Raw genomic sequence first — 12,008 nt, forward strand, 5'->3', positions numbered from 1 at the left:
TAGCACGGATTTATTAAAAAGTTAATAAATTCGGAGTAAATATTTCACATTTCTATGGTAAACTGTCTAAGTGTTTAAGGTAATATTTAAAGGAGGGGCTGTTATGTCTTTCAACGAAAAAATCATGCTGAACGATGGCCGTCAGATGCCGCTTTTGGGTCTGGGAGTCTACAAAGCCGTCGGTGAAAACGAAGTGGAACAGGCGATCGCTGATGCTGCAGATGCCGGCTATCGTCTCATTGATACCGCTTCTGTTTACAAAAATGAAGACGGTGTCGGACGCGGGATCAAGGCACTTACCATACCAAGAGATGAATTATTCGTTACCACGAAAATATGGAATACCGCACAGAGGATCGGCGATGTGGAGGACAGCTTCAACAGAAGCCTGGAACGCCTGGGACTTGATTATGTGGATTTATATCTGATCCACTGGCCTGTACCGGGATGTTATGCAGACACCTGGAAAGCTCTGGAAAAGCTTCAATCCCAAGGCCGTGTAAAATCCATCGGCGTGTCTAATTTTCATATTCACGACCTGGAAATACTGAAAAAGATTTCCGATGTAGTTCCCGCTGTCAACCAGGTTGAATTCCATCCGCTGTTCAATCAGCCGGAGCTGCTGTCCTACTGCAGAGACAATAAAATTGCAGTACAGGCCTATGCGCCTCTTGCCCGGGGTGCTTATCTGCACAGCCAGCTACTGTTGGAGATCGGAAGAAAGTACCAGAAAACCACTGCTCAGATAGGACTCAGATGGGCAGTCCAGCAGGGGATATCTGTCATTCCCAAGTCCGTACACAAGGAACGCATACAGGAAAATGCAGGAATCTTCGATTTCTCACTGACCACGGAAGAGATGGAAGCCATAACTGCTATGGATGCCCATCAACGCACCGCAGGCATTCCTGAGGATATGATTCCCTACTATAAGGACTGATATCCCGATACATTGTACATAATGGAATTTTCCCACATAAAAAGTACCGCAGGAGTATTTTACTCTATGCGGTACTTTTTATTCTCATCTCTGATATTATTTAATTTCTCCTAAGTGCTTCAATGGGACTCAGCATAGCCGCTTTTCGGGCAGGGTATACGCCGAACAGGATGCCGATTCCGGAGGAAAACAGTGTGGCCACCAGAATGGTAGACACCTTGATCCCGGGCGCAAATCCCAGCGCAGGTATGGAGCAGACCGCATAGGCCAGCAGCACACCGATCAGGATACCGATCACACCGCCGATACAGGCAATAATAGCCGATTCCGCAAGGAACTGGACCATGACAGAGGAGGTTCTGGCTCCCAGGGATTTTCTGATGCCTATCTCCCTTGTTCTCTCTGTCACGGACACAAGCATAATGTTCATAACGCCAATTCCACCTACCAGCAGAGATATCCCTGCCACTAAAGCGATGAATCCCGTGATCATATTCAGCATGGAATCAATCTGCTGCATCTGGTCATTGAAATCCTGCACGTCAAAGTATGACTTTCCCTGACTGTAGTGGCGCTGGTTCAAAAGCGCGATCGCTTCGTTAGCCACTTTACCTGTATCCACACTTCCGTCTGTTGTAATGTACAGATAGCTGGTATCAGAAGTGTCATAACCGAAATTTTCCATAGCCGTATAAGGGATGTCTGCAGAAATCCTTTTTGTGTCGCCATAATCCATGGAGACCATATTTCCCAGATTCTCCTGCTCCACGATTCCGATGATGGTAAAATCAACCGTATTCTGGTAAAGGCTGAATTCCAGATTCATTCCCAGAACATCGTCTGTGCCAAAAAGGGAAACCGCGTCTTTTTTCGTGATAACACAAACTTTATTTCCTGTATCAATATCACTCTGATTAAAATAACGGCCGCTTACAACTTTCCACTTGGAAATCTCCTGCTGTGCCGTACCTCCGCCCGTTACAGCCAAATCAAACTGTCCTTTTCCGGACTGGGTGGTTCCTGTATCTGAAAATACCGGGGAAGTTCCTGTCACTCCCGGAATCTTCTGTTCAATGGCGGCAAAATCCTCCGCATTCATGTATTCTTCTCTTTTGCTTCCCTCATCATTAGAATAAATACATATCTGCCCACCTGCAATGGAATTAAGCTGCCTGTTCATCTCGCCCTGAAATCCGGAGCCCACAGACATAATGGTGATGACAGATGAAATACCTATGATAATTCCCAGCATGGTCAGAAGGGAGCGGCCTTTGTTTGCCCTGATGTTCTGCAGGGCCATCTTCAAGTATTCTGCTAACTGTGCCATAGGCTACTCCTTTACCGCATCTGCAGTCTGCGCGCCGGACGTGCTGCCTTCAGCCTTCTCATCCACCTTCATGCCCTCCGTAAATCCATCCGGAAGCTCAGAGATCACGGAATCGCCAAGCTTCAGACCGCTTTTGATCTCTGTATACTCGGAGGAAGAAATTCCAGTCTCCACATCCTGTCTTGCAATCACACCATCCCTGACCACATAACAAAAAGTGCTGTCTTTGCCTGTATTCACTGCATTGGCCGGTACACTCACAACACCTTTTGCGCTGCCTGTCTCAATAGAAACCTTTGCCTCCACACCCAGGAAGATATTGTCATCCGGGTTGTCGATCTTAACCTCTGCCCAGATCACCGGTGCGCCTTTTTCATTGGTGGTAGCCATCTTGCTGATGCGTGAGACAGTTCCCTTGTATGTATGATCCGCTATGGTGACGGCTGCCTTCTGTCCTTCTTTCAGCTTGTCATAATCATATTTGGACACGGTTACATTGACAGCCACCTCTTCATTGCTGGCAACAGTGATCAGTTCCATACCCTGTGAGGCCGCAGAGCCTTGTGATACATCCGCCTTGGATATGATCCCGGAAAACTCTGCCTGAAGTCCCTGTTTTCCTTTTTCAAGCAGTTCTTCTAAGGATGCCGCTTCCAGTTCCGCTATATTATTGGTAGCCTGCATCTGCGCTTTGGCCGCATCCGTTACCTGTACGCCGTCCGCACTTTTTGCCAGACTTTTCTGCTCCGCAAGCTCTGACTGCATATCTGAAAGTTCTGTAGTGGCACTGTCCAACTCATTCTGCCACGCTACGATCTGTGCGTCGTTTGTGGGGTCTGAGGCAGACTGGCTCTCTATCTGGTTGATCTGAAGCTGCGTCACTTCATCGCTCTTGTCATTCACCTGTGAGGTCAGGTCATCAATGGCAGGATTCATATTTTCTGCCTGAGCATTTAAATCCTTTAATTGTCTCTCTAACTCAGCGGTATCCTGATTATTTTTCTCAGCCTCTGCAATCGCGGCCTTCAGTTCCTCTGCCTGAGCATTTAACTGCTGCTGCTTTGCTTTCTGGCTCTCTAAGTCCTGCTGCAGTTTAGTCAAATCTGCCTGCGCCTGAGTCAGCGCCACGCTGGCATCTGTAGATTCCTGTTTTGCCCATTCCGACAATTCCCTTGTCCTGTCCGCAATGGCTGTCTTTAATGATGCCACATAATCCTGGTAGCTGTCCACATTAGCCTGAAGTGTGGGAACTTTACCGGCAGCTTCATTGGCTTTCTGCTGTGTCTCTGCTGCTTTTGCCACACTGTCCTTTGCGCCGTTAACCGTAGCGCTTACATTCAGCTGTGCCTTCTGGTTATCCTGCTCCAGCGTGGATACATCAAATGCAACCAGGGAATCCCCGGGCTTTACCACTTCTCCTACCTTGAAGGGGTACTGGGATATGGTAGCGTTCACAGGGGAGAAGTACGTCTTGGTCTTGAGACTCTCCACAGTACCGCTGGTATCCACATTTGCCGTCAGATCCTCTTTCGTCACAGCACTTACGGGTACCTGGGGCAGAGCCTTTGGGGTCAATTTTGACGCTGCAAAGCTCACAACAATAATAGCAACCACAACACCGCCGATGATCAGCGGCACTTTTTTCTTTTTCTTTCCTGTATTCACAGTGTCGGGAAGATTCTCCTTATTCTTTCTCAACATGATGTGCTCCTTCCTCGTATTGGTCATTTAATCTGTCTGATTCGATTTTTCCGTCCATAATGCGGATAATACGGCGTGCCTGTTCCGCAATGCCGTCATCGTGGGTGATCAGGATCACTGTCCTGCCCTCATTGTGAAGCCCCCTGAGAATCTGCAGTATCTCTTTGCTGGATGCAGAGTCCAGATTACCCGTAGGCTCATCTGCCAGGATCACGGGGGGTCTGGCTGCTATGGCCCTTGCTATGGCAACCCTCTGCTGCTGCCCGCCGGACATCTCAGAAGGCTTGTGGTCCATACGGTGCTCCAGACCTACCATTTTCAGGGCTTCCCGGGAAAGCTGTCTTCTCTCCTGTCTGCCAAGTCCTCTGTAGATCAGAGGAAGTTCAACATTCTCCAGGGCATTCAGATTTGCTATCAGATTAAAACCCTGAAAGATAAATCCAATCTCTCTGTTGCGGATCTCTGAAAGCTGATTATCTTTCAGGTGGGAAACATCCTGCCCGTGCAGACAGTACGATCCCTCTGTGGGCACATCCAGGCATCCCAGCATATTCATAAGTGTGGATTTCCCTGAACCGGACTGCCCAATGATCGCAACAAATTCTCCCTCGTCGATCTGCAGATCCACATGGTCCAGCGCCCGCACTTCATTCTCACCCGGATTGTATATTTTGCAGATTCCGGAGAGCTGTATCAGATTCTGCACTGTATTTTCTCTTTTCACTTCTGTATTATTTTCCATACACACATCCTCCCCTGCATCTTCCGATGCAGTGCAATTTTTATCATTGTACTACATCATTAGTACAACAATACATCACAATTCTTAAGTTGTCAATTTGGAAATCCGAAAACTTTTCTAAACGTTATCTAAAGAATTCTTTAGAAAAGAAATGAGGGCATACCACGCCCTCATTTCCAACTGCCGTCCCAGGATTCAATTTTCTTATCTCTTACCATCAGGTCCGAAACTGCCTCCGCCGGACTTTTCCCCTCAAAGAGCACCCGGTTCACCTGTTCAATGATGGGCATCTCCACTTGGTATTTTTCTGCCAGTTCTCTTCCGGCCTTTGCAGAGAAAACACCCTCCACCACCATATTTACCTCATCCATAGCCTCCTGCATGGTACGTCCCTGTCCCATGAGGAATCCCGCTTTTCGGTTACGGCTGTGGACACTGGCACAGGTAACGATCAGATCGCCGATTCCAGAAAGTCCGTAAAAAGTATCAGGACTTGCTCCCATGGCAATTCCCAGTCTTGCGATTTCTGCCATACCACGGGTAATCAGTGCCGCTTTTGTATTATCCCCGTATCCAAGTCCGTCCGCTGTTCCTGCTGCCAGGGCAATAACGTTTTTCAGAGCGCCGCCCAATTCAATTCCCAGCATATCGGGACTAATATACACACGGAACGAAGGACTCATAAAAATATTCTGCAGATATTCCGCAGTTTCTTTTCTTTTTGCCCCCACCACACAGGTAGTAGGCAGATTCCTACTGACTTCTTCCGCATGGCTTGGTCCCGAGAGAACGCATGCCTGGGAATTCGGTATCTCTTCCTCTATCATATCCGTTAGCGTTGTGAGCGTATGCTCCTCGATTCCCTTTGCCACATTTACAATGAGCTGGCCATAACGGATATAGGGGTTCATCTTCCTGGCAGTAGAGCGGACCGCCACGGAAGGCACTGCCAGGACGATCACATCTTTTCCCTCCAGGGCCTCCTCCAGACTGCTGGTGATCGTGATACCCTCCGGCAGTCTGACACCCGGCAGTTTCGCCTTATGTTCCCTTGTCCTGCGAAGCTCTTCTGCCTGTTCCTCCCTGTGGGACCACAAAACCGTGTCATGTCCATTGCCGCAAAGCAGCATAGCCAGGGCGGTTCCCCAGCTTCCTGCACCAATCACACTTACTTTTGCCATGCTATCCCTCCATCAAAACTGTTTAATGTTTCCCCAGATAAATTTTATTTTCATTGCCGCGGATCAAACGCACAATGTTCTGCCTGTGCCGCCAGAAGGCCAATGCCATCAGAAACAGTGCCAGTATGTACATCTCGTGCAAAACGCCCGGGTCTACATCATATCTGCCTATCTGCCCTGAGACGATCACGCCTACCGCAAAAAAGAAATATCCCAGCAGAGATCCCAGAGACACGTAGTGACTCAGGAAAAAAGCTGTAAAAAATACCACGGCACAGATCAAAAAAAGACGCCAGTCAAAAGCTGCCACCAGACCTACAGAGGCTGCGATCCCTTTTCCTCCTTTAAAATGCAGATAGAAAGGGAAGTTATGACCCAGTATACATCCAGCACCGGCATACAGCTCCAGCAGCCTTACCAGCTGCGGATGGCTTTTGCCGAAGAGCAGATAGACTGCCAGGATCGCCAGGGCGCATTTCAGGCAGTCACCCAGAAGGGTAACAGCCCCTGCCTTCTTGCCCAGCGTGCGGAGCGCATTTGTGGTCCCCGCATTTCCGCTTCCGTGTTCCCGGATATCAATTCCGTTTTTTCTGCCGTAAATATAAGAGGTCTGGAACAGACCAAACGCATAACCAATCAGCAGACTTACAATTCGTACCAGCATTTGTCATCCTACTCCTTTTCTTTGCGTTCCCTGACAATGAATTTCAGGGAAGTTCCCTTAAATCCAAAGGTATCCCTGATCTTATTCTCCAGATATCTGGTGTAGGAGAAATGCATCAGTTCCTTGTCATTGACAAAAATAACAAATGTGGGCGGCTTGACCGCCACCTGGGTAATATAAAACAGTTTCAGGCGTTTTCCCTTGTCAGAAGGCGGCTGCTGCATGGCAACGGCCTCTGTCATGATTTCATTGAGCACACCTGTCTGTACTCTGAGCGTCTGATTCTCCAACACCATATCAATGGTCTCAAAAAGCTTCGGTATTCTTTGCCCTGTCTCCGCGGAAATAAAAATGATCTCCGCATACGGCATGTAGGATAAGACATCTCTCACTTTATTTGTAAACTTGTAGATCGTCTTGTCATTTTTCTCAATGGCATCCCATTTATTCACTGCAATGATGACACCCTTGCCTCTCTCATGGGCAATTCCCGCGATCTTCGCATCCTGCTCTGTCACGCCCTCTGTGGCATCGATCATCATGACCACCACATCCGCCCGCTCCACAGCCGTCACTGTACGGATGATGCTGTATCGCTCCAGCTCCTCTTTGATCTTACTTTTTCTTCTCAGTCCTGCCGTGTCGATAAAAATGTATTCCTTATCCTTCCACTCCACCTTTGTATCAATGGCATCTCTGGTTGTTCCTGCAATATCAGATACAATGACACGGGATTCCCCGATCAGCTTATTGATCAAAGAAGATTTTCCCACGTTGGGTTTCCCCACCACTGCGATTTTAGGGATTTCTTCCTCCTCGACGTCGTCCGCGTCTTCATCAAAATATTCCACCACTTTTTCAAGCATATCGCCAATGCCCAGCTTTCCAGTAGCAGAAACCGGTACCGGCTCTCCGATCCCCAGATTGTAAAACTCATAGGTATCCATGATAAACTTGTCAAAATTGTCCACCTTATTAACCACCAGGACAACAGGTTTGCCGCTTCTTCTGAGCATGTCTGCCACCTTGGCATCTGAATCCACAAGACCCTGGCGCACATCGGTGATAAAAATGATCACATCCGCGGTATCTATGGCAATCTGTGCCTGTTCCCGCATCTGTGACAGGATAATGTCCCTGCTGTCCGGCTCAATACCACCGGTATCGATTAGGGTAAAGGATTTATCCAGCCAGCTCACATCCGCATAAATACGGTCCCTGGTCACACCCGGCGTATCCTTTACAATAGAGATCTTCTCTCCTGCCAGGGCGTTAAAAAGTGTGGACTTTCCCACATTAGGTCGTCCAACAATTGCTACTATCGGTTTGCTCATACATCTGTCTCCTTCTATGTGCTTTTCCCGCCTCTTTTTCCAGAAAAGCTGACACCAGGGAGGCGCCGTCCTCTTCCACGATTTTGACGGGAGTATTTAACTGTTCTTCCACCTGCTCTACGGTTACATCATCAAGAAATACATTCTCTCCGCTCCTCAAAAGATTACAGGGCAGAAGCAGGTATTCTCCAAGCGGTTTCCCATGGAGCTGTGCCATAATATCCTGTCCGGTCAAAAGTCCGGACACTGTGATCTTCTCTCCGAAGAAATGATTTTCCACACAATATCCATGGATCTTCACATTGGGATAGAGTCCTTCGATCCAGTCCGCATATCTGCGGATGAACGGATACGCCAGACAACCGGTGGCAAAAGATACCTCCAGCTTCCTTCCATCTCCCAAAAGCCGGGCCATGGCCTCCTGCACTTCACCCTCCAGCAGCCGCAGCATTCCCACGCCATTTTCAAGCTGCAGGTAGCCGTCATAACTCTCCTCAGGGGGCAGCTCCTGTTCTGCCGTCAGATACCACTCATCACTTGCATGGATAAAATGTAAGCCATATTCTTCATATAACCGTTTCTGCCATGTTTCAATCATGGAAATCACATTTTCGGCATCTTCTTTTCCAAATGACTCCAAAGGATACAATCCGTCCCTGTACTTACTAAGTCCCACAGGTACTACAGAAACACTTTTCAAATGGGGCAGGTATTTTGCCAGCTCCTCAATACTCCTCTCAAGCTCTCTGCCGTCATTCAGCCCTTTGCAGAGCACGATCTGGCCGTTCATCTCGATTCCTGCCTCGTACAGTCTCTGCACCTTTGAAAATATATCCCCGGCAAAACGGTTGTGCAGCATTCTGCAGCGAAGCTCCGGATTGGTAGTGTGGAATGAAATATTGATAGGCTCCAGATGATAATGAATGATCCTGTCAATATCATGGTCACTCATATTGGTAAGTGTCACATAATTCCCCTGAAGAAAAGAAAGACGGGAATCATCATCTTTAAAATAGAGGGTTTCCCTCATACCCGGAGGCATCTGGTCAACGAAACAAAAAACGCACTTATTGCTGCAGGAACGGTATTCATCCATGAGACTGTTCTCAAATACGATCCCCAGGTCCTCCTGGTAATCCTTTTCAACCTCCAGCTCCCATTCCTCTCCATTTGCTTTTCGTACAAGAACCTCTATATACTCATCATTCACCAAATAGTGGTAGTCAAAGACATCCTCGATCTCCTGTCCATTGACAGACAGAAGCTCATCCCCTGCAGCCAGCTCCAGCTCCTCGGCAATACTCCCGGCTTCCACTTCCCGGATGATATGTCTGCATTTTTTCACAATTTCTCCTCATTTCTAAACGGGTCTTTTTATGCCCGCTATTTATTATCATACCAATAAAGCATAAAAAAAGCAATAATTTCCTTGACGCTGCTCACTTTCAGATGTTATAACTTAATGTGTAATTATATGTCAAAAAAACTCTAACGGAGGTCATTATGGTCAATATCAGTTTACTGGAGAAGTCCATTCCGGTGGCTCCTATTAAAATAGCAGCCCTGGACAGCTGCAACGAGCTGGCCCAGCAGGTGGATTCCCATCTGGTACAATTCAGAAAGGAATTAGATTCTCACAATCAGTCCGGACTTAATTTCCGCGGTTATACAGCAGATACTTTTTTACTTGACTGCAATTGCCCGCGCTTCGGCTCAGGTGAAGCGAAGGGCATCATCAATGAATCCGTGCGCGGCACGGACCTCTTTATCATGGTGGATGTATGCAATCACAGCCTGACCTATAAAGTCAGCGGACATGTGAACCACATGTCCCCGGATGACCACTACCAGGATTTGAAAAGGATCATTGCCACTGCTACCGGAAAAGCACATAGGATCAATGTTATCATGCCTTTTCTCTACGAAAGCCGCCAGCACAAGAGAAGCAAAAGAGAATCTCTGGACTGTGCTCTGGCTCTGCAGGAACTGGTGCAGATGGGTGTGTCCAATATCATCACCTTTGACGCCCATGATCCCCGGGTACAGAATTCCATCCCTCTTTCCGGGTTTGACAATTTTATGCCCACTTATCAGTTCTTAAAGACACTGTGCGCATCCATTGAGGACTTCAGAATCGACAATGAACACCTGATGATCATCAGCCCGGATGAAGGCGCTATGCAGCGCGCTGTATATTTTTCCAATATTCTGGGTGTAGATATGGGAATGTTCTACAAACGCCGCGACTACTCCACCATCATAAACGGCAAAAATCCCATTGTTGCCCATGAATTCTTAGGGGATTCCGTGGAAGGAAAAGACGTGATCGTCATAGATGACATGATCTCCTCAGGGGAAAGTATGCTGGATGTGGCGAAACAGTTAAAGGACCGTAAGGCCAGACGCGTCATTGTCTGCACCACTTTCGGACTCTTTACTGACGGTCTGGAAAAATTTGATGAATACTATGAAAAAGAGTATATCTACCGGGTCATCACCACGAACCTGAACTACAGGAATCCTGACCTTTTGAACCGTCCGTATTATCTGGAAGCAGATATGAGCAAATATCTGGCGAGTATCATGGACATCCTGAATCATGACCTTTCCGTAGAAAAGGTACGCTCAACAACTAAGAAGATCAATAAGCTTCTGAATCGTTTTTCTTAAATCCGTATTCCGCTTCCTCTTTTGAGAAAGAAAAAGCTGTGCAAAATCCGCCAAAGGGTTTTGCACAGCTATTTTTATCTGTAACAAAAAATCCTCCGCACACAACGCATCAAAACGCCTGTACGGAGGTATTCTTTTAATTCAGCCGATATACGTCTGCATATCCCACACCAAATGAAAGTGCCTGGTCATGTGTGTCATGATAGATATCTACATTACCGTAAGGTACACCTCTGTCTTCTACCACATAGACGCTTCCGTTGATCAGAAGCTTTGTTCCAAAGGGAATACCGTTCATAGCCACGGTTCTTCCCGCCTGGGGAACCGTACCGCTGGCTGTGTATCCCTGTCCATGGCAGAGGGCACAGTTGCAATACCCGGTCAGCCTGAATCTGCCCAGATAGGAACCCTGGGAATTATCTGAGGAGGTATTTTCCTGCTCTGTACTTTCCTGTGACCCCTCTGTATTGGAGGAAGTCTCTTCCTGTACTTCATCATAGCTCTGGGAGGATTCCTGTGAGGCACTCTGCTGTGCGGCCGCCTGCTGTGCTGCGGCTTCCTGCTCTGCCTTTCTTGCTGCTTCCTCCTGGGCTTTCTGCGCTGCCAGCGCTGCTGCCGCTTCTTCATCCTTCTGCTGTTTCATCAAACTGTCGATCACGGCTTCCTGAGAATTAACTTTCTCAAGCAGCTCCTTTGCCGCGCTCTGCTCACTGTCAATCTGTGAACTATATGTATCGATCTGCTTGGTTGTATTTCTCACCAGGTCGGAAACCTCCACCTGCTTGTCCATACTTTCCTGCTTCAGTTCTTCAAGCGCTTCCTGCTCTTTTTTAACACCGGCTTCTTTTTCTTCAATCTCCTGCTGCGTCTCTTTGTAGAGATCCAGCATCTTCCGGTCGTACTTTGTGAGCTGCATAATGTTCTCTGCCTTGTTCAGAAAATCAGTAAAGTCCTTTGCCTCTGTCAGCATAGTCATGTATGAATCATTGCCGTTCTCATACATGTACTGAATACGAAGCTTCATGCTCTCATACTGCTCTTCCCTGCGGGCCTTGGCATCATTCAGTTCCTCTTCGATCTGTTGTAACTCTGCCTGCTTAGCATCTGACTTTTCCTGTAAATCTGAGAGGTTCTTACTCAGGTCCGTAAGCTGCTGGTTTAACTCCGTAAGATATGCCTCCAGATCACCTTTTTTGGCTTCCAGAGAGCTGATCTTATCCTGTGAGGCGTTCAAATTACTCTGTGTCTCAGTTTTCTGCTGTTCCGCTTCTGTGATCTTTTTCTGCGTTGCAGAAGCGTATACCGGAGTTATGGTAAGACTTGCAATCAGGAATGTCAAAAATAAGCTTGTACATTTTTTATTTCTCATATTCTAAGCTCCTTTTTTATTACGAGCCTAATTATAACACATCGATTACTAAATGCAAAGCTTTTTTACATTTTTTGTAA

The 12,008-nt window shown here is 47.4% G+C and carries 10 protein-coding genes; 2 read left to right on the forward strand and 8 right to left on the reverse strand.

Annotated elements, in window-relative coordinates; genetic code table 11:
• Positions 1-103: 103 nt before the first annotated feature.
• Positions 104-940, forward strand: a complete 837-nt coding sequence (locus tag BLCOC_RS16595) for an aldo/keto reductase (protein WP_115622811.1) — start codon at positions 104-106, stop codon at positions 938-940.
• A 100-nt stretch (positions 941-1,040) separates the two neighbouring features.
• Here BLCOC_RS16595 and BLCOC_RS16600 read toward each other — a convergent pair whose 3' ends face one another.
• From BLCOC_RS16600 to BLCOC_RS16630, 7 genes are all read right to left on the reverse strand, one after another.
• The gene (locus BLCOC_RS16600; protein WP_029468704.1) at positions 1,041-2,267 is read right to left on the reverse strand and encodes an ABC transporter permease; all 1,227 of its coding nucleotides are present in this window, start codon (positions 2,265-2,267) and stop codon (positions 1,041-1,043) included.
• Between the two features lie 3 nt (positions 2,268-2,270).
• Positions 2,271-3,968: an efflux RND transporter periplasmic adaptor subunit gene (locus tag BLCOC_RS16605; RefSeq protein WP_165907297.1), complete on the reverse strand. Its 1,698-nt coding sequence runs from the start codon at positions 3,966-3,968 to the stop codon at positions 2,271-2,273.
• The gene (locus BLCOC_RS16610) at positions 3,952-4,710 is read right to left on the reverse strand and encodes an ABC transporter ATP-binding protein (RefSeq protein ID WP_272868252.1); all 759 of its coding nucleotides are present in this window, start codon (positions 4,708-4,710) and stop codon (positions 3,952-3,954) included. The genes BLCOC_RS16605 and BLCOC_RS16610 overlap by 17 nt, the downstream gene beginning before the upstream one ends.
• A gap of 170 nt (positions 4,711-4,880) precedes the next feature.
• On the reverse strand, positions 4,881-5,891 hold the full coding sequence (locus BLCOC_RS16615) for an NAD(P)H-dependent glycerol-3-phosphate dehydrogenase (protein WP_029468701.1): 1,011 nt from the start codon (positions 5,889-5,891) through the stop codon (positions 4,881-4,883).
• A gap of 22 nt (positions 5,892-5,913) precedes the next feature.
• Complete coding sequence (gene plsY, locus BLCOC_RS16620; protein WP_018597537.1) at positions 5,914-6,555, reverse strand: glycerol-3-phosphate 1-O-acyltransferase PlsY; 642 nt, start codon at positions 6,553-6,555, stop codon at positions 5,914-5,916.
• Between the two features lie 8 nt (positions 6,556-6,563).
• Complete coding sequence (der, locus tag BLCOC_RS16625; protein ID WP_029468700.1) at positions 6,564-7,889, reverse strand: ribosome biogenesis GTPase Der; 1,326 nt, start codon at positions 7,887-7,889, stop codon at positions 6,564-6,566.
• The gene (locus tag BLCOC_RS16630; protein ID WP_115622813.1) at positions 7,852-9,234 is read right to left on the reverse strand and encodes a DUF512 domain-containing protein; all 1,383 of its coding nucleotides are present in this window, start codon (positions 9,232-9,234) and stop codon (positions 7,852-7,854) included. The genes der and BLCOC_RS16630 overlap by 38 nt, the downstream gene beginning before the upstream one ends.
• 158 nt (positions 9,235-9,392) lie before the next feature.
• On the opposite strand from BLCOC_RS16630, the gene BLCOC_RS16635 reads away from it, so the two are divergent.
• Positions 9,393-10,559, forward strand: a complete 1,167-nt coding sequence (locus BLCOC_RS16635; protein ID WP_029468698.1) for a ribose-phosphate pyrophosphokinase — start codon at positions 9,393-9,395, stop codon at positions 10,557-10,559.
• Between the two features lie 136 nt (positions 10,560-10,695).
• On the opposite strand, the gene BLCOC_RS16640 is transcribed toward BLCOC_RS16635, so the two are convergent.
• Positions 10,696-11,928 (reverse strand): PcsB-like coiled-coil domain-containing protein, encoded by a 1,233-nt coding sequence (locus BLCOC_RS16640; protein ID WP_029468697.1) that lies wholly within the window; start codon positions 11,926-11,928, stop codon positions 10,696-10,698.
• Positions 11,929-12,008 lie beyond the last annotated feature (80 nt).

Origin of the sequence: Blautia coccoides (assembly GCF_034355335.1) — a bacterium.
In the GTDB taxonomy this organism is placed as follows: Bacteria; Bacillota; Clostridia; order Lachnospirales; family Lachnospiraceae; genus Blautia; species Blautia producta.

Coding starts and splice junctions, on each gene's coding strand:
- BLCOC_RS16595 (WP_115622811.1), top strand. CDS start 104: ATGTCTTTCAACGAAAAAATCATGCTGAACGATGGCCGTCAGATGCCG.
- BLCOC_RS16600 (WP_029468704.1), bottom strand. CDS start 2,267: ATGGCACAGTTAGCAGAATACTTGAAGATGGCCCTGCAGAACATCAGG.
- BLCOC_RS16605 (WP_165907297.1), bottom strand. CDS start 3,968: ATGTTGAGAAAGAATAAGGAGAATCTTCCCGACACTGTGAATACAGGA.
- BLCOC_RS16610 (WP_272868252.1), bottom strand. CDS start 4,710: ATGGAAAATAATACAGAAGTGAAAAGAGAAAATACAGTGCAGAATCTG.
- BLCOC_RS16615 (WP_029468701.1), bottom strand. CDS start 5,891: ATGGCAAAAGTAAGTGTGATTGGTGCAGGAAGCTGGGGAACCGCCCTG.
- plsY (WP_018597537.1), bottom strand. CDS start 6,555: ATGCTGGTACGAATTGTAAGTCTGCTGATTGGTTATGCGTTTGGTCTG.
- der (WP_029468700.1), bottom strand. CDS start 7,889: ATGAGCAAACCGATAGTAGCAATTGTTGGACGACCTAATGTGGGAAAG.
- BLCOC_RS16635 (WP_029468698.1), top strand. CDS start 9,393: ATGGTCAATATCAGTTTACTGGAGAAGTCCATTCCGGTGGCTCCTATT.
- BLCOC_RS16640 (WP_029468697.1), bottom strand. CDS start 11,928: ATGAGAAATAAAAAATGTACAAGCTTATTTTTGACATTCCTGATTGCA.